The organism is Pandoraea oxalativorans, assembly GCF_000972785.3.
Lineage (GTDB): Bacteria > Pseudomonadota > Gammaproteobacteria > Burkholderiales > Burkholderiaceae > Pandoraea > Pandoraea oxalativorans.
Genome location: NZ_CP011253.3, coordinates 4,062,572 through 4,084,180, shown reverse-complemented (window position 1 = coordinate 4,084,180; position 21,609 = coordinate 4,062,572). Strand labels below are relative to the sequence as shown.

General features: G+C 63.0%; 17 protein-coding genes, 2 tRNA genes and 1 pseudogene. 10 read left to right on the top strand and 10 right to left on the bottom strand.

Annotated features, from left to right (window positions below; all coding sequences use genetic code 11):
• Nucleotides 1-59 precede the first annotated feature (59 nt).
• Nucleotides 60-707: a pyridoxamine 5'-phosphate oxidase gene (gene pdxH, locus MB84_RS17930; protein ID WP_046292742.1), complete on the bottom strand. Its 648-nt coding sequence runs from the start codon at nt 705-707 to the stop codon at nt 60-62.
• Nucleotides 708-1,004: 297 nt separating this feature from the next.
• Complete coding sequence (locus MB84_RS17925) at nt 1,005-3,119, bottom strand: AsmA family protein (protein WP_245725399.1); 2,115 nt, start codon at nt 3,117-3,119, stop codon at nt 1,005-1,007.
• On the opposite strand from MB84_RS17925, the gene tcdA reads away from it, so the two are divergent.
• On the top strand, nt 3,118-3,963 hold the full coding sequence (gene tcdA, locus MB84_RS17920) for a tRNA cyclic N6-threonylcarbamoyladenosine(37) synthase TcdA (protein ID WP_046292741.1): 846 nt from the start codon (nt 3,118-3,120) through the stop codon (nt 3,961-3,963). The genes MB84_RS17925 and tcdA overlap by 2 nt on opposite strands.
• A gap of 215 nt (nt 3,964-4,178) precedes the next feature.
• On the opposite strand, the gene MB84_RS17915 is transcribed toward tcdA, so the two are convergent.
• Nucleotides 4,179-5,831, bottom strand: a complete 1,653-nt coding sequence (locus MB84_RS17915; RefSeq protein WP_046292740.1) for an AMP-binding protein — start codon at nt 5,829-5,831, stop codon at nt 4,179-4,181.
• A 409-nt stretch (nt 5,832-6,240) separates the two neighbouring features.
• On the opposite strand from MB84_RS17915, the gene MB84_RS17910 reads away from it, so the two are divergent.
• A tRNA-Arg gene (locus MB84_RS17910) sits at nt 6,241-6,317 on the top strand.
• Nucleotides 6,318-6,465: 148 nt separating this feature from the next.
• A tRNA-Arg gene (locus MB84_RS17905) sits at nt 6,466-6,542 on the top strand.
• 135 nt (nt 6,543-6,677) lie between these two features.
• Here the strand turns inward: MB84_RS17905 and MB84_RS17900 are convergent.
• The 3 genes and pseudogenes from MB84_RS17900 to MB84_RS17890 form a co-directional block, all read right to left on the bottom strand.
• Entirely contained in the window at nt 6,678-8,126 is a 1,449-nt protein-coding gene (locus MB84_RS17900) for an efflux transporter outer membrane subunit (protein ID WP_046292739.1), read from the bottom strand.
• A gap of 6 nt (nt 8,127-8,132) precedes the next feature.
• Nucleotides 8,133-9,718 (bottom strand): annotated as a pseudogene (locus MB84_RS17895) (MDR family MFS transporter).
• Nucleotides 9,711-10,946: an HlyD family secretion protein gene (locus tag MB84_RS17890; RefSeq protein ID WP_425415916.1), complete on the bottom strand. Its 1,236-nt coding sequence runs from the start codon at nt 10,944-10,946 to the stop codon at nt 9,711-9,713. The pseudogene MB84_RS17895 and the gene MB84_RS17890 overlap by 8 nt, the downstream one beginning before the upstream one ends.
• Nucleotides 10,947-11,093: 147 nt before the next feature.
• Between MB84_RS17890 and MB84_RS17885 the strand changes: the two genes are divergently transcribed.
• Nucleotides 11,094-11,855: a CerR family C-terminal domain-containing protein gene (locus MB84_RS17885; protein WP_245725398.1), complete on the top strand. Its 762-nt coding sequence runs from the start codon at nt 11,094-11,096 to the stop codon at nt 11,853-11,855.
• A 110-nt stretch (nt 11,856-11,965) separates the two neighbouring features.
• Here MB84_RS17885 and MB84_RS17880 read toward each other — a convergent pair whose 3' ends face one another.
• Entirely contained in the window at nt 11,966-13,348 is a 1,383-nt protein-coding gene (locus MB84_RS17880; RefSeq protein WP_425415868.1) for an amino acid permease, read from the bottom strand.
• Between the two features lie 193 nt (nt 13,349-13,541).
• The gene (locus MB84_RS17875) at nt 13,542-14,636 is read right to left on the bottom strand and encodes a porin (protein WP_046292737.1); all 1,095 of its coding nucleotides are present in this window, start codon (nt 14,634-14,636) and stop codon (nt 13,542-13,544) included.
• 269 nt (nt 14,637-14,905) lie between these two features.
• Between MB84_RS17875 and MB84_RS17870 the strand changes: the two genes are divergently transcribed.
• The 4 genes from MB84_RS17870 (at nt 14,906) to MB84_RS17855 (ending at nt 17,529) form a co-directional block, all read left to right on the top strand.
• On the top strand, nt 14,906-15,379 hold the full coding sequence (locus MB84_RS17870) for an Lrp/AsnC family transcriptional regulator (protein ID WP_039396747.1): 474 nt from the start codon (nt 14,906-14,908) through the stop codon (nt 15,377-15,379).
• Nucleotides 15,380-15,444: 65 nt separating this feature from the next.
• Entirely contained in the window at nt 15,445-16,632 is a 1,188-nt protein-coding gene (locus MB84_RS17865; RefSeq protein ID WP_046292736.1) for an alpha-hydroxy acid oxidase, read from the top strand.
• 246 nt (nt 16,633-16,878) lie between these two features.
• A complete protein-coding gene (locus MB84_RS17860) occupies nt 16,879-17,064 on the top strand; it encodes a type II toxin-antitoxin system HicA family toxin (protein WP_046292735.1) in 186 nt (61 codons plus the stop codon).
• Nucleotides 17,065-17,109: 45 nt separating this feature from the next.
• Nucleotides 17,110-17,529, top strand: a complete 420-nt coding sequence (locus MB84_RS17855) for a type II toxin-antitoxin system HicB family antitoxin (protein WP_046292734.1) — start codon at nt 17,110-17,112, stop codon at nt 17,527-17,529.
• Nucleotides 17,530-17,554: 25 nt separating this feature from the next.
• Here the strand turns inward: MB84_RS17855 and MB84_RS17850 are convergent, their stop codons facing one another.
• Complete coding sequence (locus tag MB84_RS17850) at nt 17,555-17,983, bottom strand: hypothetical protein (RefSeq protein ID WP_046292733.1); 429 nt, start codon at nt 17,981-17,983, stop codon at nt 17,555-17,557.
• A gap of 119 nt (nt 17,984-18,102) precedes the next feature.
• Nucleotides 18,103-19,074: a LysR family transcriptional regulator gene (locus MB84_RS17845; RefSeq protein WP_046292732.1), complete on the bottom strand. Its 972-nt coding sequence runs from the start codon at nt 19,072-19,074 to the stop codon at nt 18,103-18,105.
• Nucleotides 19,075-19,388: 314 nt separating this feature from the next.
• On the opposite strand from MB84_RS17845, the gene tcuC reads away from it, so the two are divergent.
• Nucleotides 19,389-20,702, top strand: coding sequence for an MFS transporter (gene tcuC, locus MB84_RS17840; protein ID WP_046292731.1), 1,314 nt, complete (start codon nt 19,389-19,391; stop codon nt 20,700-20,702).
• Between the two features lie 96 nt (nt 20,703-20,798).
• Nucleotides 20,799-21,593, top strand: a complete 795-nt coding sequence (locus tag MB84_RS17835) for a substrate-binding domain-containing protein (protein ID WP_046292730.1) — start codon at nt 20,799-20,801, stop codon at nt 21,591-21,593.
• The last annotated feature ends 16 nt before the right edge of the window (nt 21,594-21,609 follow it).

The window sequence follows — 21,609 nt, the reverse complement described above, 5'->3', positions numbered from 1 at the left end:
GTCTCCTCGTCAAACGGGCGGGCAGGCGTACCGCGTCGGCGTAGCCGACACAACAACGTTCAGGGGGACAGGCGCGCGATGCGCCACGCTCCATCGGCAAGCCGGAAAAATTTGATGCGGTCGTGCAGGCGCGATTCGCGGCCCTGCCAGAACTCGATGGTGTCCGGCACGAGCCGGTATCCACCCCAGTGCGGCGGACGCGGCGGGGCGTCGCCGAACTGGCGCCGGAACTCCGCTTCGCGTTGCTCGATGATCGTGCGATCGGCCACTTCGGCGCTTTGCACCGAGGCCCACGCGCCAAGGCGGGAACCCACCGGACGCGAGTGGAAATAAGCGTCGCTTTCTTCTGCGCTCACTTTCTCGACACGTCCCTCGATGCGCACCTGACGCTCGAGTTCGATCCAGTGAAACAGCAGACAACCGTACGGCGTGGCCGCCAGCTCCTGACCCTTGCGCGAATCGTAATTCGTGAAGAACGTGAACCCGCGTTCGTCGGCACCCTTGATCAGCACGATCCGCGCATCGGGGCGGCCGTCCGGCGTGACGGTGGCGAGCGTCATGGCGTTCGGCTCGGCCAGTTGGGCGGCAAGCGCTTGCTCAAACCAGAGTCGGAATTGGTCGAACGGGCTAGACGCGACATCGGTCTCCGAAAGTGAGCCGAGGGCGTAGTTTTTGCGCAGGTCCGCGAGAGAAAGCGTCTGGGTCACGACGATCGTAATCGGTCTGGTGCGTTGGGGGTTGCGACACAGTATAGCGAAGAGTCAGGGAAATTGCGCACGTGGCGATTTGTCGCGTCGTACGCGCAACGATCCGTCGAACGCCCCGTGGAATGGGCATCTCACGCTATGTGTTTGATATTTAATGAATGAAGTATTTCCGTCCGGGGCCGTTCCCTGTCCCGAAAATCGCCCCGAAAGGCGACGTCAAATCCATCACGTTGGCATGGGCATTGCTTCGCATGTCGTGTGGCGTTAGCCGTGCCATGCCCATGTAACGCGAATCGGTCAGGGTTTCTCGCTTCCCGCGCCAGCGGCGGCGGACGGTGACGACTGCGCGGCACGCCCCTGGCCGCTGGACTTGCCACCGGAGGCGTCGCCCGTTCCGGTGCCAGTGCCGCTACCGTTCGCGTCGGGCACGGGTTTGACGCTGGCGGGGTTGCGGCTCGGCGGGTGCTGCAGCTTGGCGAGCAGTTCGCCGCAGGGGCTGTCCTTGCCGGGACCGAGTTCGAGCAACGGTACGAGTGCGGTGTACGGGGCGAGCACGCCCAGTGCAATCGCGCCGCCCGCGCGGGCCACCAGCGTCGGCACGCTGACCCCCACATCCGGATGCTTGAAGGTACCGCGCACATACAGCGGCGAGCGTAACGACAGCAGGCCGAAATGCTTCGGCTCGGGCCGGATGGTCAGGTTGAAGTGTTCGCGCTTGAGGTCGACCTGACCCGTCACCCCAATGCTTGTATCGTCGGTGTCGATCACGAAGGTGCGAGTGTCCATCAGGCCGTCGCGCACGGCAAAGTCGGCGGCGGCGCAGCGCATTTCGATCTGCTTGTCGCCGAAGAGCTTCGTCAGCACGATGTTGCCCACGTTCAGGCCCATGTATTGCAGCAGCAGCTTGCTGACCGAGCCACGGTCGATGAGCGTCTTGATCTCGCCGTTCGATGAGCCGGCCAGCGCCGCAATCGAGTTGCCGGTGGCGGTCAGGGCCGCGTCGCCATTCACTTCGCCGACACTCGTCTTCATCAGATCGACATCGGGCAGCAACTGCTTCATCTTCAGATGGCGCAGCGAGACTTGCGAATCCACCTTCATCGGTTCGGTCTGTCCGTTGAGGACGAGCGTCGACGTAATGCGCCCACCGGCCACGCCGAATTCCAGCGGTCGCAGCGAGAGCACGCCGTCGTCCAGCACGAGATGCGTGACGAGGTTGTCGATTGGCAGGCTCTTGTCCTTGACGATCTTGCGGCCGGTGAATTGCACGTCCGCGTCGATGGCGCGCCAGCGGTCCGTCTTGAACGGATCGACCGGCAGCACCTTGTCGGACGGCGGCGCTTTCGGCTTGCCCGACAGGTCGCTGCCGCCCGACGGATTCTGTCCGCCGATGGCCGGTCCCAGATCGATCAGACGCAGTTGATTCGAGACGACTGCGCCTTGCAGAATGTTGCGCGGCTGGCGTTGACGGAACAGGAGCGTGCCCGAGAGATCGCTCTGGCCGACCTTGCCCTGGAAGCGCTCGTATCGCCAGACACCGGCGGTATGCAATAGGTGCCCGTTGGTCTCGTAAGACGGCGTCTCCGGCGGCAGCACGCCGGTAATCGGATAAAGGTCGGCCATGGTCGGCCCGGCCAGGCGCAGGTGCATGTCGAGTGCCGACAGGGTGGCCGGGTTCGTGAACGTGCCCTTGGCAGCGATCTGCGTGCGGCCGATGCGCACGCTCGCGTCGAGCGGATAGGGCTCGCCATAGTCTTCGAGCGAGAGGACGTCGCCGCCTCGGCCCTTACCGGTGATGGCGACCTTGCGGAACGTGCCTTTCACGGCGACGCCGATGCCGTACGGCGCCTGGCCGTCGATGGTGGCGATATTGGCCGTCAGATCGAGTTGCTGCGGCACGAGATTGGCGCGTACTACGCCGTCTTCGAGAATCAGACGTCCGATGCGGAATTTCCACGGCGACGGTTGACCGTCACCCTTTGTGAAGGTCCAGTTGTTGCGCCCGTCTGCCTGTTGCTCGACGATGACCTTCGGTGCGGACAGCGCGACTTCGGGCAGGACGACGCGCTTGTCGAGCAGCGGCAGCCATTCGAGCGAGAACGTGAGTCGTCCGACGGAAACCATGTTCGGCTCCTGACTCCACGCAACGTTGCCTAACACGATATCATTCGCGATCAGGCGAGGCCGCGGTAGCCAGCGCCCCAGACCCGGGGCCTGCGCATTCGGGGCCAGCCAGTGCAGCGAGAGGTCGCCCCGGATAGCAAACGGGCGACCCGTCGCGGTGCTCACCTCCCGGTTGATGAAGGGCCGGGCGTAGTTCCAGTCAAACCACGTGATGAACGCCGCGAATGCCAGGACGATGGCGACTATCGTGATCGCCAGCCATTTCAAGGACGTTACCCATCGCATCATGAACAGTACCCCGTCGATCGTTGTAGCTCCGGTGCCGGCCACGCCATCGGAGAAGGATTATGATGCGAACCGCCGCTTCGGCGGTCTCGCGCGCTTGTACGGTGACGACGGTCTCGCGCGTCTGCGTGAAGCCCACGTGGCCGTCATCGGTATCGGCGGCGTCGGTTCGTGGGTGGCCGAAGCGCTGGCGCGCAGCGCCGTGGGCCGACTCACCCTTATCGATCTCGATAACGTCGCCGAAAGCAATACCAATCGTCAGGTGCATGCACTCGATGGCAACTACGGCAAACCCAAAGTTGCCGCGATGGCCGAACGGATCATGGCCATCAATCCCGGTTGCCAGCTTACGCTCATCGAGGACTTCGTCGAACTGGAAAATCTCGACGCCATGTTGGGCGGCGGCTTCGACTGGGTGGTCGATGCCATCGACAGCGTTCGGGTGAAGACGGCGCTCATCGCATGGTGCGTGGCGCATAAGCAGCGTCTGATCACCGTGGGTGGTGCTGGCGGTCAGATCGATCCGACACGGATTCGTATCGACGATCTGGCCCGCACGATCCAGGATCCGCTGCTTGCGAAAGTGCGTGCGCAATTACGCAAGCAACATGGATTTGTCCGTGGTCCGAAGGCCAAGTTCAACGTGCCGGCCGTGTACTCGGACGAGCCGTTGCAATATCCCGAAGCGGTGTGCGCGCCGGGCGAAACGCCCGAAACGTCCGATACGGCTGCGGGGCCGCAGGGCCTGAATTGCGCCGGTTTCGGTTCGAGCATGTGTGTCACAGCGACGTTCGGCATGGCAGCCGCAGCTCACGTTTTAAAGCAGGTGACGAAGGTCGGACGTTGAAATAGGCAAGGTGCGGCACTGACGTGCCCGAGATTTTCCCAAGCCTCGCGCGTGGCGTCTGTAACCAAAAGTTACGAAACGGCGACCTGTCTCTCGATGTTCAAACAAGAACGGCCGGAGAATCTCCGGCCGTTCTTGTTTACGCTGCGTTGTTTCGTCGTGCATAACGTCACAGCGTAAATGCCTCAATGCGGCAGTGCCGCAATGAAACCGTCTCAACGCAACTCGCGACGCAGCACCTTGCCGACGGGCGTCTTCGGCAACTCGGTGCGGAACTCGATGACGTGCGGCACCTTGTAGTTCGTCAGATGCTGACGGCAGAAGTCGATGATGGCCTTTTCCGACAGATCCTGCGACTTCTTGACGATCACCGCCTTGACCGCCTCACCGGTCCGCTGGCTCGGCACGCCTACGACTGCCGATTCCAGCACGCCCGGGCACATTGCGAGCACGCTCTCCACTTCGTTCGGATAGACGTTGAAGCCCGACACGATGATCATGTCCTTCTTGCGATCGGTAATGCGCACGAAGCCTTGTTCGTCGATCGTGCCGATGTCGCCGGTGCGCAGCCAGCCGTCCGGCGTAATGGTCTTGGTCGTCTCGTCGGGGCGATGCCAGTAGCCCTTCATGACTTGCGGGCCACGCACACAGATCTCGCCTTCCTGGCCGAAGCCCAGTGCTTCGTTGGCGTCGTTGCGAATGCTGACTTCGGTCGACGAAATCGGCAGACCGATGGAGCCGTTGAACTCGCTGCCGAGCGGGTTGATACACACCGCAGGCGACGTCTCCGTTAGCCCATACGCCTCGATCAGCGGGTGCCCCGTGACCTTCTGCCAGCGCTCGGCCACCGCGCGCTGCACGGCCGCGCCGCCGCCCAATGCACACTTGAGCGCGGTGAAGTCGAGCTGATCGAAGCCCGGCGTGTTGAGCAAACCGTTGAACAGCGTATTCACGCCCGTCATGAACGTGAACTTCCACTTGCCCAATTCCTTCACGAAGCCGGGCATGTCGCGCGGGTTGGTGATGAGCAGGTTGAGTGCGCCGAGCTGGAGGAACACCAGACAGTTCGCCGTCAGACAGAAGATGTGATAAAGCGGCAGCGCCGTGACGATGATCTCCTTGCCTTCTTCGAGACCGGAGCCGATCCACGCGCGCGCCTGCAACATGTTGGCGATCATGTTGTAGTGCGTGAGCATCGCGCCCTTGGCCACGCCGGTCGTGCCGCCGGTGTACTGAAGGAAGGCGATGTCGTCGTGACCGAGCTGCGCTTCCTCCAACTTGGCGCGTGCGCCTTGTGCCATGGCGGTGCGAAAGGGCACTGCGTGAGGAATGTTCCACTCGGGCACCATCTTCTTCACGTGACGCACGACGTAGTTCACGATCCAGCGCTTCGGCGCGGGCACCATATCGCCGATGGCGGTGGTAATGACGTGCTTGACCGGCGTATTCGGCAACGCCTTTTGCAGCGTGGCGGCGAAGTTCTCGATGACGAGGATCGCGCCGCAATCCGCGTCCTTTAATTGATGTTCCAGTTCACCCGCCGTATAGAGCGGGTTGACGTTCACGACGACCATGCCCGCGCGCAGGATGCCGAACACGGCCACCGGATACTGGAGCAGGTTCGGCGACATGATGGCCACGCGCGAACCGCGTTGCAATCCCGGCAGGCTTTGCAGATATGCGGCGAAGTCGCGCGACTTGCGCTCGAGGTCGGCAAACGTCAGCGTGACACCGAGATTGGTGAACGACGGACGATTCGCGAACTTCTGGCAGCTTTGCAGGAACACATCGTTGAGCGAACGATACGTGTTGACGTCGATCTCGGCCGGCACGCCGGGCGGATAGCTTTTGAGCCAGACTTTATCCATGAGCGCCTCCTTGGACTGGTTTTTATCGCATCCGGTGCGCCGGGGGAAGTACCAGTGAAAAAGTACAGGGCGACCGATGCATCGTTTCATCGCATGTCGTGTGGGGGTGCGAGCGGGGCGTCTCCTTGCCCGATTCTGCCTCGCGTGCGCAGCAGGTGCGCCATTCGATGCGTTGCAAAAAGCCGTAGCATACCGTGCCGTCTCCGGGGCGAGCACATGGAAAGCCCTGATTTGATGCGGGTTTGCGTGGAGTAATTGTTCTAGCGGCAAAGGCTTGCCAGTGAGGGGGATTCCGCGCTAATCCCGCATGAATTGCCCGATGCGGCGAGAAAACCGGGGATATGACAAAAGAATTGCAAAAAACACTTGCGTGGCAGATTGGTTTCTTACATAATTCTGTTCTCACAGCGCGGCTGTAGCTCAGTTGGATAGAGTACTTGGCTACGAACCAAGGGGTCGTGGGTTCGAATCCTGCCAGCCGCGCCATCTATTTAGAGGGTCTCCTCACGGGGAGACCCTTAGTTTTTCGGGAGAGTCCTTCCGTTGATGCACCGAGTGTCATGCACCGGTGAATATCGATGAAAGGCACGCCGACAGCAGCAGGATCGTCTGATCGGTATCTCGTGCAGTAAGTGCGGCTGTAGCTCAGTTGGATAGAGTACTTGGCTACGAACCAAGGGGTCGTGGGTTCGAATCCTGCCAGCCGCGCCAACTCAGTTGGCAAAAACGCTCCAGAGGCGAAAGCTTCTGGAGCGTTTTTCGTTTACCGCAGTCCATTGACGCCATCCATTGATCGGCGTGAGCGTGACGGCATCCCGCTCGCGAATGCCGTCACCGCCACTGCGATCAGCTCGTCGTCTGTCCCACCTGCCAACCCAGTCCCAGCGCCTTGTGCAACGTCACGAACGACTTGAGCAGTTGTGCGTCGCCCGCAATCCGGTCCTGCTCGGCAGAAAAACGCGTGCGTTCTGCGTCGAGCCAGTCGAGCGTGCTTGCCGTACCCGCGCGGTAACGCCGGCGCGTGAGCGTTGCCGCACGCGTGGCCGATGCTTCCACACTGCGCAAACGGTAGACGTTCTCCCGCTGATGACCGTAGCGCGCGAGCGCGACGTCTGCGTCGCGCAGGGCCGTGAGCACCGCGCTTTCATACTTGGCCTGCGCCTGATCGCGCCCCGCCTTTGCACCGTCCACGCCCGCTTGCACGCGTCCGAAGTCGAGCACGTTCCATTGCAGGCGCGGCAGTGTCATCCAACTGAAGTTGTCCTTGCGCACGAGATGTCCCGGATCGAACGCGGAATATCCGAGTTCGCCCATGATCGAGAGCTTCGGAAACCAGTTGGCGGTCTGCACGCCGATCTGCGCGTTCTGTGAGGCCAGACGCCGCTCGGCCGCACGAATGTCGGGACGCGCCTGCAACAACGCCGACGGATCGCCGATGGCCACCTTCGCGGGAACGGTGGGCAACGCCTTGGGCGACTTGAGTGTGTCGTCCAACGAACCCGGTGCGCGTCCCGTCAGGAGTGCGAGTTGATCGAGCGATTCGATGACGTCGGCTTCCAGCGGCAGCACGCGCGATTGCGTCTGCTCCACCTGTGTGAAGAGTCGTTCGACGTCCAACTCCGAAGCGACACCGCCTGCACGACGCTGACGCGTGAGCTCAAGCATCTCGCCTTCGAGTTGGGCCGAGTCGCGCACCAGCGCAAGGCTGGCCTGCTGATCGCGTAGCGCGACGTAGTTCTGCGCGACTTCCGCCGCTAGCTGCACGTGCGCGTCGGCGAGGTCTTCCGACGCGGCGTCGGCATCGGCGCTTGCGGCTTCCACCGCGCGACGCGTGCCGCCGAACAGATCGATTTCCCAACTGGCGTCGAAACCGGCGACGTATAGGTCGAGCGGTCCTCGTCCGCCACCGCTGCCGTTGCCGGTCAGCATGCCGAGATCGGGCGAGCGTGTACGCAGCATGGCGGCATCCACGGTGGCCTTGGGCAGCAAGTCTGCCTGATGACTGCGCAGACTGGCGCGCGACTGACGCACCTTCGCCTGTGCTGCGCGGATATCGGGGCTATGGGCGATGGCGTCGTCGATCAGTGCGGTGAGTTGCGGATCGTCGAGGGCTGTCCACCAGCGGGCGACGCCGGGCGCGTGCGCTTCGACGCCTTCGCCCGCGTGAGAGAATGTCGCACCGGTGCGCAGCGCGTCGCCAGCCACGTCGGGGGCGCCGCGATAGTCGGGGCCGACGGTACAGCCTGCGACGAGAAAGGTGGCCGCCACGGCCAGCGTTCTGAGATGAAAAGTCATGATCGTTCAATGCCCGCCGGCGCTGAAACCGGCCGGTTGCTTGAGCATCAGGGCGAGCGGCACGCAGAGCAGCAGCGCAATCCCCAATGCGTAAAAAGTCTCGGAAAACGTGATGACGCTGGCCTGTCTGGCGATCTCGGCCGCGAGTTGCGCGCTCGCCTGCAATTGCGCGTGAACCATGTCGCCCGTCTGCGCAAAAAAGCCCGCCGCATTGGCCGCGAGATGTTCCTGTCCCATCGGATTATTGGCGGTGAGCGACTCGCGTAGTACGGCGTCGTGATAGTCCGTGCGACGTCGATCAGGGTGCCCAGCAGCGCGAGGCCGACCGAGCCGCCGAGGTTGCGCGCCATGTTGTAGAGCCCCGCGGCGTCGCCGGCGTCCTGCGCATCCACGGCGGCCATCGACGCCTGATTGAGCGGCATCATCGCGAGCATCTGCCCGACGCCGCGCAGCAACTGGGACAACGTGAAATCGTGCCCCACGCTTTGCGCCGTCAGATCGATGTCGAGCATGCAGCTCGCGAAGAAGCAGAGCAGCCCGAGAATCACCAGCAAACGGATATCCACGCGACTGATCAGGCGCGGCAAGAACGGCATCATCAGGAACGCGGGCAGCCCAGAGAGCAGCATGATGTTCCCGGACTGCTGCGCGTTGTAGCCCGCAATCGTGGCGAGAAACTGCGGCAACAGGTACGACACGCCATAAAGCCCCGCGCCGACGGTGAACACGATGTAGATCACGCTCGCGTAATTCTTGTTGCCCAGCAGCGCGAGTTTGACGATGGGCTTCTCGGCGGTGAACTGCGCCACGAGCATCATGCCGATGCCGATGACCGAAAACACCGAAAGCCAGATGATCATGTGCGAATCGAACCAGCGCTCGCGTTGTCCCTCTTCGAGCACGACGGTGAGCGTGCTCAGTCCGATGGTCAGACCCACGATGCCCAGCCAGTCCGCTTTGAGGAACGCCTGCAAGTTGGTCGGTTCGCGCTTGAGGCCGAGGCCCAGCAACGTCACGATGGCGGCGGAGAGCGGCAGGTTCAGGAAGAAGCACCAACGCCAGTTCGCATTCTCGGTGAGCCAGCCGCCCACCACCGGGCCGAGTAGCGGGCCGAGCAACACGATCAGGCCGAACATCGCCATGCCGACACCCATTTGATGCCGGGGCAGACGCGTACGGATGATCATTTGTGCGGTCGGAATCATCGCGCCGCCTGCGAAGCCCTGGCCGATTCGGCCGACCACCATCTCGGTCAGGCTGCTCGACGCGCCGCACATCATCGAGAACAGCGTGAAGAAGACGGCGTTGAGCATCAGAAAGCGTCGCAGCCCAAGCACGCGTGTCAGCCACGCGGCGAGCGGAATCATGACGATTTCGGACATCAGATAGCCTGTGGAAATCCACGTGCCTTCGGTGCCCGATGCGCCGATCTGCCCCTGAATCTGCGGCAGTGCCGAGTTGGTAATCGAGATGTCGAGCGTGGCGAGCAGTGCGCCGAGCGCGCCGGCGGCGACGGCGATCCAGTCCGACGCGCTCGCGTTGGCCGGTCTGGCGGCTGCGCTGGCAACGCCAGCGGCACCGGTGTCAGCCACGTTGGACCCCGTTGGCCGGTGCCGTACTGGCGTTCGACGGCAGGCCCGTCGCGGGGCCGACGCCCGAACCGAGCGGCGCGCTGAGCGACACCTTGGTCGGGGTGGCCGCAGTCTTTTGGGTCGTGGCGTGTGTGTCGACATCTGCCGTCACGGACAACCCCGGCAGCAGCACGGCGCGCAACGATTCCGGCGCGTCGAGGCGGATGCCTACCGGCACGCGCTGCACGATCTTCGTGAAGTTACCCGTCGCGTTCTGCGCGGGCAGCAGCGCGAACTGCGAGCCGGTGCCCGGGGAGACGGAGTCGACCACGCCGTGGATCGGCTCGCCGGGCAGCGCGTCGACGTGAATCGTCACGGGCTGGCCGGGGCGCATATGACCGACCTGCGTTTCCTTGAAGTTCGCCGTCAGATAGACGTTCTGCACCGGGACCACCGTCAACAGACGGGTGCCGGGCTGCGCGAACTGGCCCACGCGCACGGCACGGTCGCCGACGCGTCCGGCCAGTGTGCTCTTGACCACGGTATCGGCGAGATCGAGTTCGGCCTTGCGCGCGCTGGCCTGCGCGACGGCCAGTTGAGCCTTGGCCTGCGCCAGCGCAGCGCTCAGCGTATCGGTTTGACGCTCGGTCGACTGAAGGCTGGCTTCGTTGCTCTTGAGCGAGGCGTCGGCGCGGGTGCTGGTGTTGCGCAGTTCGGCCAGACGTTCGTCTGTCTCCGCACCGGTCGCCACGAGCGGGGCGTAACGCTTGACCTGACCGGCTGAGTATGCGGCGTTCGCCTTTGCACTATCGAGTTCGGCGCGGGCTTGCGCAATGGTCGCAGCGTGTTGCGAAAGCTCGGCCTGCGCGCGGGCGACGTCCGCCTCACGCGCCACGACGGTCGCCGTCGCTTCGTCGTAAGCGGCCTGATACTGACGCCCATCCAACCGTACCAGCGGTTGTCCGACCGTCACCGTTTCGTTGTCGCGCACCAACACTTCGGTGACGTAGCCGCCGACCTTCGGCGCGACGGTCATGCTGTCGGCCTGCAGATAGGCGTCGTCGGTAGATTCGATGAAGCGCCCCACCAGCCACCAGTGCACGCCCCAGCCCAGACCCGCAACGACCCCCAGCGCAAGCGCGCCCAGCAGCAGTTTCTTACGACGTGGATGGGGCGGGGTCTTCGTCTGGCCGGGCTTTCCTGCGCTGTCCACCGCCTTGGCGGCGGGGGCATCTGCGGGACGCTCCATCGTGTGCACCGGTTCCGACGGTTTGGCCTGTGTTGCGGTATTCATGGGAAATTCACCAAATTATTCCAATTGGCAGAATTATTCCAGTTGATCGATTTATGTCAAGTGTTATATTTTTGACGAAAGTTTTGGGAAGCAAGGAGAGTCATGACAGGGACATCACGTGCCGGGCGCGTGCGCATGCAGAGCACAGCCACGCGCCCGCGGCATGCGGTCGATACCGGCTATCAGCGCGGCGAGGAAACGCGTGCGCGCATTATCCTCGCGGCGATCAAGTGTTTCGGCGAGTTCGGTTTTGCCGGGGCGTCCACGCGCGACATCGCGAACGAGGCGGGCGTGAATGCGCCCGCGCTTCAGTACTACTTCGACAACAAGGAAGGGGTGTACAAGGCTTGCGTCGAGTACATCCTGGGGCTGGTGCTCGGGCAGATGGGCGAGGCAATCGAGTCGGCCGAGCGGGTGATGGCCGATCCCGACGCTACAGACAAGCAGCTCATCGACGCCTTCTGTGAGCTACAGAATCGCAAGGCGGGCTTCATGGAAGAAGTGCCGGAAATCGAGGGCTGGAACATGTTCATGGCGCGCGAGCAGGCGGGTCTCGGGCCGGAAGCGGGATTCAAGGTGTTTCACGACCGCTTTTCGAGCCGTCTGGCGTCGGTAGGCGCGGGCATCGTGACGCGCCTGGCGGGCGTAGCACCCGACGACGAAGCCATGCGAGTGCGCGCCGTGTGCATCAGCACGCTCGGGATGGCGTTTCGCGTGATGCGCCGTTCCGTCGACAGTTCGATGGGATGGGGCACGGAGCCGAACCCGGAGCGCAACCGGATGGTGCGCGAAGCCGTGCTGGAGCAGACGCGTTACCTGCTGGAGCGCACGGTACGCCAGCGCAAGGCGGCCGCGAAGTCGTGAGGGTCTGAGCGACGCCACACGCGCCGATGCGTGAAGCGGTGTGTGAGTTGAAAAGAGACGGGGCATCCATGGATGCCCCGTCTCTTTTTATCTCCGCGTGCGGCGAACGCCTACGATTGCGTCGCCGTGCGCGCCTGCGGCGCCCCGTCGCGCTTGCGATACCACAGGAAGTAGATCAGCAGTACGGCGGCCACGAAAGGCACCCCGAAGATCATCGTCATGCGGAACACGCCGGTCAGGAGCGTCGTGAGCATGATGGCGGCCATGAGTGCGGCCCCCAGCAGCGTGAGCCACGGAAAGCCCCACATGCGAAACGCCAGCGGCGGGTGGCGCTCGCGTCGCCATGCGCGACGGAAGAAGAAGTGCGTGACGAAGATCATCATCCACGTGAGCATTGCCCCGAACATCGAGATCGCCATCATGAACGTGAACGACGACTCGGGGTACAGGAAGTTCACGAGCGTCGCGAGCGCAATGCCGACCGTCGAGAGCAGCAGGGCGGCCAGCGGCACGCCGCGCTTGTTCACTTCGCCGAAGCGGGCGGGGGCGTAACCCGCGCGCGAGAGCGAGAACATCATGCGGGTCGTGATGTAGAGCTGGCTGTTCATCGACGAGAGCGCTGCGATCAGCACCACGAAGTTGATCACGCCTGCTGCGCCCGGAATGTTGATGGCCTGCATGACCTTCACGAAGGGGCTTTCGTCCTGCCCGGCGGCGGTCCACGGCACGATGGCGAGCATCAGCGCGAGCGTGAGCAGATAGAACAGCACGAGGCGCACGACCGTCGAGCGGAAGGCGCGCGTGACGGCGCGCTCGGGGTGCTCGGCTTCACCGGCGGCCACGGCGATCATCTCGATGGACAGGTAGCTGAAGATCGAAATGATGACGGCTACCCACATGCCCCAGAGCCCCTTCGGGAAGAAGCCGCCGTGCGCGGTGTAGTTCGCGAACCCGGCTGGCGAATGCGCGCCGTCGGCTACGGAGCCCGGTGCAACGAACACCACGTAAGCGCCGATCAGAATGAAGGCGACGATGGCCGTGATCTTGATGAGCGAGAAGCCGTATTCGATCGCGCCGAACAGATTCACCGACATGGCGTTCACGAGCACGAGCGCGGCGGAGAAACCGGCGACCCAGTACCAGCCAGGCACCTGCGGGAACCAGTACTTCATGTAGACGGCGATGGCGCTGACCTCGGTGCCCACGGCCAGCACAATGCACGACCAGTAGGCATAACGCACGAGAAAGCCCGCCCACGGCCCGATGTAATGCTCCGCGTACGCGCCGAACGAGCCCGACGTCGGATGCGCGACGGTCATCTCGGCAAGGCATCCCATGAGCATGAGCGCGATGAGCGCCCCGATGGCATAGGAGATCAGCACGCTCGGCCCGGCGAAGCCGATGGCAAAACCGCTGCCGAGAAAGAGTCCGGTGCCGATGGCGCCGCCAATGGCGATCATGGCCATCTGGCTGGCGGTAAGGGAGCGTCGCAAGCCTTGTTCGCGACGAGTGATATGCGAGAAGTCGCGCTTGCCGGACGAAGATGACGAAGGCGACGTTGAAGACGAAGGGGCTGGGGAGTACGCGTCATGACACACCTTTCACTACAGAAGTTGAAGCGTGCTGCGGGGAGGGGGGGCGGAGGGCGCGAGCCCATCAAAACAGAACGACGCTCGCGCCTGCCACTTAGAAGATGTGGCGGATACCCGTGCCTACACCGACTTGCGTCGAGTTACCCGGCAGTTCGACGCGTGCTGCGCCGCTGACCTTGTTGTAATCGACGGTGCCGTAGAGTTGCGTGCGCTTGGACAGCGCGTACTCGGCGAGCAGCACGTACGTATAGCGACGACCCGAACCGGCATCGCCCGCCTGCGCGTTGATGTTCTTGATGTCGTTGAAGTATGCGGCGCCCGTGATCGCGAGGTTCGGCATGGCCTGGATGGTCGTGCCGAGGTAGAACGTCGTGTCCTTGCGCGGGTTGTCGTTCAGGTTGCCCGTCGTGACCGTGTGCGCCGGATCGTTGAGTGTGCCGTCGAGCCAGCCGCTGCGATCGCGTCCGCCAATGTAGCCCACGAAGACCTTGGCGATGGAGACGCTGTAAATACCGCCGAGGCCCCACATCTGCTGCACACGCTTGGCGGCGTCGCGCGCTTGCTGATACACACCGGCGATCTTGAACGGACCCATCGCATAGGCGGCGCGAGCACCCCAGTAGTTGCTGGCGGCCATCGTGCCCGCAGTGTTGCCGAAGCCGTAGGTCGCGCCGACCGACAGACCGCCGAACGTGCCGGCGTAACTCACGGCGTTGTCCACACGACCGCGCGTGATGTTGTACATCCACGAGTTGTTCGCGTAGTTGCCGATGGTGAGCGGATCGAAGTCGCCGTAGACGTTGAACGCCTCGGTGGCCTGACGCCCGATCTTGATCGTGCCGTACTGGTTCTGCAGGCCGACGAACGCATAGCGGTCGAACAGACGCGGACCGTTGGCGAGCGTGCCGTTTTGCGGGTTGATACCCGACTCCAACTGGAAGATGGCCTTCATGCCGCCGCCGAGGTCTTCCGTGCCCTTGAAGCCGAAGCGGCTGTTGGTCACGGCACCGTTGGCGACTTGCCACAGCGCGTCGTTATTGGCGTTCGCGTTGGTCTGATAGCGCACGCTCTGGTCGACGATCCCGTACAAGGTGACGTTGCCCGAGCTTTGTGCGGCGGCAGTGGTGCTGAAGGCGAGGCCGCAAGCGGCCGAGAGAATGGCCAGACTGGCCGGAATTGCAGACTTCATGGGTCTCCTGGTGACGCCTTGTAGACGTTTTATGAATGCTCTTTAAAAACGATCCGCCGTTCCTTCCGATATAGGAAGCAGCGGATTCTTCTCGGCACGACGACTGCAATATCTGAAAGCACCCGACGGAAATGTCTCACCCTTCCCGGCGCGGGGGCGAGGGCTATCATATCAACGCAAAAATTGAATTTGCTTGCTATTTCTATCAAGCAACTGGCGGTAAATCGAAGGATCTGCCAGAATCTCGGGAAACTTGATGGATTCTGCCGATGAACCTCGACCTTGCCGATCTGCGCATCCTCCGCCATCTCGAACTCAATGGCCGCATCTCCAACCAGGAACTGGCGGACGCTGTCGGTCTGTCGCCGTCGGCATGCCTGCGCCGGGTGAAATTGCTGGAGGATCGGGGAGTGATTTCCGGATACCGCTGCATCGTGGACGCACAGCATATCGGGCTGGAGTTCGAAGCGCTAGTGCAAATCACGCTGCGTCCGGACGTCGATCAGTGGCACGAAAAGTTTCTGGCGGCTGTGCAGAACTGGCCCGAAGTGGTCACCGCTCGCATCGTCACCGGATCGGCAAATTACATCTTGACGGTAAGAGCGCGCAACCTCGCGCATTACTCCGACTTTATCGTCAATGAGCTGTACCGCGCGCCGGCCGTTATGTCGATTCAATCGAACATCGTCTTAAAGACAATCAAGAACACGCAGTCGCTTGTCGACCTCGTGAAGCAGAAATAAAGAATCTAGAACATATTAACTATTCTCGAAGTACGAGAGAGAATTCTTAAAAGAAGAGACGCAGCATGGCAGTGATCACCACCATCGAGGACTTGCGGGTTCTCGCGCAACGGCGCGTACCGCGCATGTTTTACGAGTATGTCGATTCCGGCTCGTGGACCGAGTCCACGTATCGGGCCAACACCGACGATTTCGGTGGCATCGGTTTCCGTCAGCGGGTGGCGGTCAACATCGAGCATCGCAGCACGCGCACGACGATGCTCGGCCAGCCGGTGGCCATGCCGGTTGCGCTCGCGCCTACGGGCATGACCGGCATGCAGCATGCGGACGGGGAGATTCTTGCCGCGCGGGCGGCGGAAGCCTTCGGGGTGCCGTTCACGCTATCGACCGTGTCGATCTGCTCCATCGAGGACGTGGCAGCGCACACGAAAGCGCCGTTCTGGTTTCAGCTGTATGTCATGCGCGATCGCGACTTCATCGAGCGTCTGATCGACCGGGCGAAAGCGGCCGGATGTTCGGCGCTGATGGTGACGATGGATCTGCAGATCAGCGGTCAGCGTCACAAGGACATCAAGAACGGGCTGTCGGCACCGCCGAAACTCACGCTGCCGAACATCGCCAACATGATGACCAAGCCGCGCTGGTGCAGGGGCATGCTGGGCACGCGGCGTCGGACGTTCGGCAATATCGTCGGGCACGCCAAGGGAGTGGACGACATCGGCTCGCTGGCCGCATGGTCGGCGGCGCAGTTCGATCCGCGCCTGTCGTGGGACGACGTCGAGTGGATCAAGAAGCGCTGGGGCGGCAAACTGGTGCTCAAGGGCGTGCTCGATACGGAGGATGCGCGCGCAGCACGCGACACCGGGGCGGATGCCATTGTGGTGAGCAATCACGGCGGACGACAACTGGATGGCGCGATCTCGTCGATCCGCGCGCTGCCGGACATCGTCGCTGAAGTGGGGCGCGACACGGAAGTCTGGCTCGACGGGGGTATCCGTTCGGGGCAGGACGTGATCAAGGCGATGGCGCTGGGCGCGAAGGGCACGTTGATCGGGCGTCCGTTCCTGTATGGTCTGGGCGCGATGGGGGAGGCCGGTGTGCGCCGGGCGCTGGAGGTAATTGCGAAGGAGATGGACGTGACGATGGCGCTGACGGGCCGCACGACCGTCGACCGTCTGGACCGGTCGATGCTGATCCCGGGCAGCTACCCCACGGGCATCGGCCCATACTTGCCGGAGCCGGGCGGTCGCTAACACCGCAAACACCCGCATCAATGGAATAAGCCGCAGCGACCCGCTGCGGCTTTTTTCGTTTCCGTAGGGCCATTCCGATAAAACGATGATCGCGCCCCCCAGCAGCCGACGGTCCGGGATGATGTCACCAGCCTGTCCCGGTGCGCAGGAGCGGCGCTCTACGGATTTACAACAAATGTGTTGCTTTTTTTACGAAAAAAATTGCAACAAATCTGTTGTATTATTCAAGTCCATTGCGGGTGATTTATGAAGTACAGCGAGTTCAGAAGGTGGCTCCGTCGGCAGGGGGCCGCTTTTGAGCAGCATCGAGCCGGTTCCAGCCATTTTCGTGTGACGCTCAATGGACGTTCCACGGTCTTTCCCGATCATGGTGCGAAGGAAATGGGGCAGGGTCTCGTGGAAGTTATCAAGAAGCAGTTGGGGCTGAAATGAGTCCGGCAAACACCCTGAGGGCCAAGCAAACATTCGAGGTGCACCATGTTGACCTATCCCATCACGCTTAAGCGAGATACCAACGGCACGTTGTTGGTGACGTTCCCTGACGTGCCTGAAGCGATTACGGTCGGTGAGAACGAAGAGGACGCGCGTGAACAGGCGCTCGAAGCGCTTGAGGCAGCGTTGGAGTTCTACTTCGCGCAGAAGACACCGATTCCATGGCCGACGCGTCCGAAGCGGGGGCAGGAAACGATTACGCTGCCGATCATGGCGTCGATCAAAGTCCTGCTTGCCAACGAGATGATCGCCCAGAATGTGCGCAAGGCCGAGCTAGCGAGACGCATGCACGTGAATCAGGTGCAAGTGGATCGCCTTTTGAAGCTCGGATATGCATCGCGACTCGATGCCGTGGAGTCCGCGTTCGCGGTACTAGGAAAGCGCCTTGAGGTTCGGGCGGTCTGAGATCAGACACGCCCGAGCGCCAGCATCAATGGTGATGCTTGTGATGACCGCGACGCTTGCCGCGATAGTGACCATCGTCGTACGAGCTGGAGCGGGACATGTTGCCGCCGAGCGCCGCACCGGCACCGCCGCCGACGGCCGCACCGATCAGGCCGCCCGAGCGTCCGCCCATGGCATTGCCCGCGGCCGTGCCCGCGCCACCACCCAGCGCACCGCCGAGGATGGCGCCCGTGCGCTCACGACGGTTAGAGGTGATTGCGCCGCCAGCACCACCGCCGACCGCGCCGCCCACCACCGCACCGGTGCTGCCACCCAGCGCGCCGCCCACGGCCGCGCCTGCCACGCCGCCCAGCGCACCGCCGAGGGCGTTGTTCATATCGCTGGCGCTCGCCGTCAGAGAAGTCGTTGCAGCCAGCGTGGCCATCGCCACAATCGGAAAAATTCGCTTGAACATGAGTCTTGATGAGAATTCGGATTAACGCGACGCAAGTATAAAGAGACCCGGCCGCGCCGCCGTCTCCCCAATGTTTCGCTTCTCGTAAGACGGGTAACAAAGTGTTTCGGTGCGTGCAATCACGACGCATCGACGCTATGCGCATTCTCAGCGCCGTCGACGTCGGCAGTATCCGTTCCGCCCGCGCGACGTCGCGACGCCACCTTCATCTCCGCCACGAAGCGGTACAGCTGTGCCGCTGCCGGTGAGAGCGGACGCGCCTTGCTGCGAATCATCCCCATACGGCGCGTGACCACGGGGTCAACCAGCGGCACACTCGTGAGCAACGGATGACCGCCGCCCGGCATCGCCATCGTCGGCACCGCCGCGACCCCCAGGCCCGCCTCCACCAGCCCGATCATCGTCGTGACGTGTTGCGTCTCGCAGATACTCGGCGGACGTTGCGGCAAGCCGGTCAGCGCCTGATCGAGCAACAGCCGGTTGCCCGACGCCTTACCGACGGTGATGTAGTCGTATTCGTATAACTCGCGCCACGTCACCCGCTTCTTGCCCGCGAGCGGATGATCTCGACGGCACGCCGCCACGTACCGCTCCTGCAACAGCAGCTTGAACTCGATGTTCGGCTCCTGACTGCCGATGAAATTCAGCCCGAAATCGGCATCGCCGTTCACCACGGCCGCCAGCACCTCATTGGCGCTCGCGTCGAGCACCGAAACGCGAATGCGCGGGAACGCCCGGTGATAGCGCGAGATCACTTGCGGCATGAAGTAGTAGGCGGCCGACGGCACGCAGGCAATCGTCACGTGCCCGAGACTCGACGACGCGACGTCGCGAATGCCCAGCAGCGCATTGTCGAGGTCGTCGAGAATCCGCTCGGCATCGCGGGCGAAGGCCCGGCCGACATTGGTCAGTGCCACGCGACGCGTACTGCGCTCGAAAAGTTTGACGCCCAGCGCGTCTTCCAGCTTGTCGATGCGACGCGACAACGCCGGTTGGGAGAGATGAATCGACTCGGCCGCACGACGGAAGCTCGCGAGTTGCGCGACCGCGCGGAAGGCCTGCAGATCGTTCAGATCGAAGTTGATCGCCATGACATGGGGGGATGAATGCCGTACAAGCACACGGCGGACCCTGAAACCCCTGACGGCACGGGGGCGCGGGCAAATACCGGTGCGGCGCAGAGTGTAACGTGTTACCGCTCGGTAGGTGCATAAGCATCCTGTCATTGATAGCGTGGGCGCATCAATCTTTCCAAAAAATGCAATTCACAAGCGCGGAACTTCCGGCGCACCATTAGCGGCTTCATCAAGCGTCCGTGACGGCTCGACACGTCCCTGGCAGAGACGCAGTGCGACGATTAATCTCGGCCCGACCCCCCGGGCCGCAGGCAACACGGAGACAGCGCATGTCACAGCGCCCCCAAGACGCAGTTTCGCGTCAACCCTCGAAAGTCGGCGCGGTCATTCGCGTCACCGCCGGTAACTTCCTCGAACAATTCGATTTTTTCCTGTTCGGTTTCTACGCCACCCAGATTTCCCGCGTCTTCTTCCCGACGGACAGCGAGTTTGCGTCGCTCATGCTGACCTTCGCCGTCTTCGGCGCAGGCTTCCTGATGCGTCCGCTCGGGGCCATCGTGCTGGGGGCCTACATCGATAACGTCGGTCGTCGCAAAGGGCTGGTCACGACGCTGGCCATCATGGCGAGCGGCACGATCCTCATCGCCTTCGTGCCCGGCTACGAAACCATCGGTCTCGCCGCCCCCGTGCTGGTGCTGATCGGCCGCTTGCTGCAAGGCTTCTCGGCCGGTGCAGAACTCGGCGGCGTGTCCGTGTATCTCGCGGAAATCGCCACACCGGGCCGCAAGGGCTTCTACACGAGCTGGCAGTCGGCCAGCCAGCAGGTCGCGATCGTCGTCTCGGCGGCGCTCGGCTTCACGCTCTCGCTCACGCTCACCGCGCAGCAGATCGCGTCATGGGGCTGGCGTCTGCCGTTCCTCGTGGGGTGCATGATCGTGCCGGTGATCTTTGTGCTGCGCCGCTCGCTTCAGGAAAGCGACGAGTTCAAGGCACGCAAGCGTCACCCGTCGGTCGGCGAAGTGTTCCGCTCGATGGCGGCGAACCTTGGCGTCGTGATTGGCGGCACCATGCTCGTGGCGTTGACCACGACGGCGTTCTACCTCATCACCGTCTATGCCCCGACGTTCGGCAAGAGCGTGCTGCACCTGTCGAGCGCCGACGCGCTGCTCGTCACGCTGTGCGTTGGCGTGTCGAACTTCATCTGGCTGCCGATCGGCGGCACGCTCTCGGACCGTATCGGTCGTCGTCCGGTGTTGCTGCTCTTCGCAGGCCTCACGCTGCTGACGGCTTACCCGGTGCTCTCGTTCCTCGTGCAGGCCCCGAGCTTTACTCGCATGCTGGTCGCACTGCTGTGGCTCTCGTTCCTGTATGGCATGTACAACGGCGCGATGATCCCGGCGCTGACCGAAGTCATGCCGCCGGACGTGCGCGTCGCCGGTTTCTCGCTCGCGTATAGCCTGGCGACGGCGCTTTTCGGCGGTTTCACACCGGCGCTGTCGACCTACCTGATTCACGCGACGGGCGACAAGGCCGCACCGGGCTACTGGATGAGCTTCGCAGCGCTGTGCGCCATCTGCGCGACGCTGGCGCTCTATCGCGGCCGCCGTGGCGGTCAGCGTCCCGTCGGACTCGCCGCAGGCTGATATCACCGGATACCGGACGCCGCCATTGCCGCAAGTCCCGCAGCGGCACGGCGTGCGCACCGTCCCAATTCACAATAACGAGAGACAGGTCACACCATGAAAGGCATTTCGACGCGACGTCTGCTGAGCGCACTGGGTGCGGGCATCGTCCTGACGGCAACGCTCGCCGCAGCACCGGCGAGCGCAGAAAATCTGAACGTGATGAACTCCGGCGGGTTCACGGCCGCCTACAAGCTGCTGCTGCCGAAGTTCGAAGCGGCCAGTGGCGATCACGTCGACACGGCGTGGGGGCCGTCGATGGGCAAGGCGCCCGAAGCGATCCCGAACCGGCTGGCGCGCGGCGAGTCGGCCGACGTCGTCATCATGGTCGGCTACGCGCTCGACGACCTGATCAAGGCCGGTAAAGTGCGTGCGGACTCGCGCGTCGATCTGGCCGACTCGCGCATCGGCGTCGTGGTCAAAGCCGGTGACGTGGTGCCGGATGTCAGCACGCCGGAGAAGCTGAAGGCAGCGCTGCTGGCGGCCAAATCGGTCGCGTACTCGGACAGCGCGAGCGGCGTGTATGTCGAGCGCGAACTGTTTAAGAAACTGGGCATTGCCGAACAGATGCAGGGCAAGGCGGTGATGGTGCAAAAGACGCCGGTGGCCGAGAAGGTGGCGGCGGGCGATTACGCGCTCGGTTTGCAACAGGTGAGCGAATTGCTGCCGGTCAAGGGCATTGCCTTCGCGGGCAAGATTCCCGAGTCGCTGCAATCGGTCACGCGTTTTGCCGGTGGCGTGCCGGTGAATGCCCCGCACCCGGAGCAAGCGACGAAGCTGCTGACCTACATGGCGGCGCCGGCTGCGGCCAAGGACGTCGAATCCACCGGTCTCGATCCGCTGACGCACTGATTCGATTGTGGTTTGG

What these genes read in the sequence shown, in the direction of transcription:
- MB84_RS17900 (WP_046292739.1), bottom strand. Translation starts at nt 8,126, where the DNA reads ATGACTTTTCATCTCAGAACGCTGGCCGTGGCGGCCACCTTTCTCGTC.
- tcdA (WP_046292741.1), top strand. Translation starts at nt 3,118, where the DNA reads ATGAACAGTACCCCGTCGATCGTTGTAGCTCCGGTGCCGGCCACGCCA.
- MB84_RS17925 (WP_245725399.1), bottom strand. Translation starts at nt 3,119, where the DNA reads ATGATGCGATGGGTAACGTCCTTGAAATGGCTGGCGATCACGATAGTC.
- MB84_RS17835 (WP_046292730.1), top strand. Translation starts at nt 20,799, where the DNA reads ATGAAAGGCATTTCGACGCGACGTCTGCTGAGCGCACTGGGTGCGGGC.
- tcuC (WP_046292731.1), top strand. Translation starts at nt 19,389, where the DNA reads ATGTCACAGCGCCCCCAAGACGCAGTTTCGCGTCAACCCTCGAAAGTC.
- MB84_RS17890 (WP_425415916.1), bottom strand. Translation starts at nt 10,946, where the DNA reads ATGGAGCGTCCCGCAGATGCCCCCGCCGCCAAGGCGGTGGACAGCGCA.
- MB84_RS17855 (WP_046292734.1), top strand. Translation starts at nt 17,110, where the DNA reads ATGTTGACCTATCCCATCACGCTTAAGCGAGATACCAACGGCACGTTG.
- MB84_RS17860 (WP_046292735.1), top strand. Translation starts at nt 16,879, where the DNA reads ATGAAGTACAGCGAGTTCAGAAGGTGGCTCCGTCGGCAGGGGGCCGCT.
- MB84_RS17885 (WP_245725398.1), top strand. Translation starts at nt 11,094, where the DNA reads ATGACAGGGACATCACGTGCCGGGCGCGTGCGCATGCAGAGCACAGCC.
- MB84_RS17850 (WP_046292733.1), bottom strand. Translation starts at nt 17,983, where the DNA reads ATGTTCAAGCGAATTTTTCCGATTGTGGCGATGGCCACGCTGGCTGCA.
- MB84_RS17845 (WP_046292732.1), bottom strand. Translation starts at nt 19,074, where the DNA reads ATGGCGATCAACTTCGATCTGAACGATCTGCAGGCCTTCCGCGCGGTC.
- MB84_RS17915 (WP_046292740.1), bottom strand. Translation starts at nt 5,831, where the DNA reads ATGGATAAAGTCTGGCTCAAAAGCTATCCGCCCGGCGTGCCGGCCGAG.
- MB84_RS17875 (WP_046292737.1), bottom strand. Translation starts at nt 14,636, where the DNA reads ATGAAGTCTGCAATTCCGGCCAGTCTGGCCATTCTCTCGGCCGCTTGC.
- MB84_RS17865 (WP_046292736.1), top strand. Translation starts at nt 15,445, where the DNA reads ATGGCAGTGATCACCACCATCGAGGACTTGCGGGTTCTCGCGCAACGG.
- MB84_RS17870 (WP_039396747.1), top strand. Translation starts at nt 14,906, where the DNA reads ATGAACCTCGACCTTGCCGATCTGCGCATCCTCCGCCATCTCGAACTC.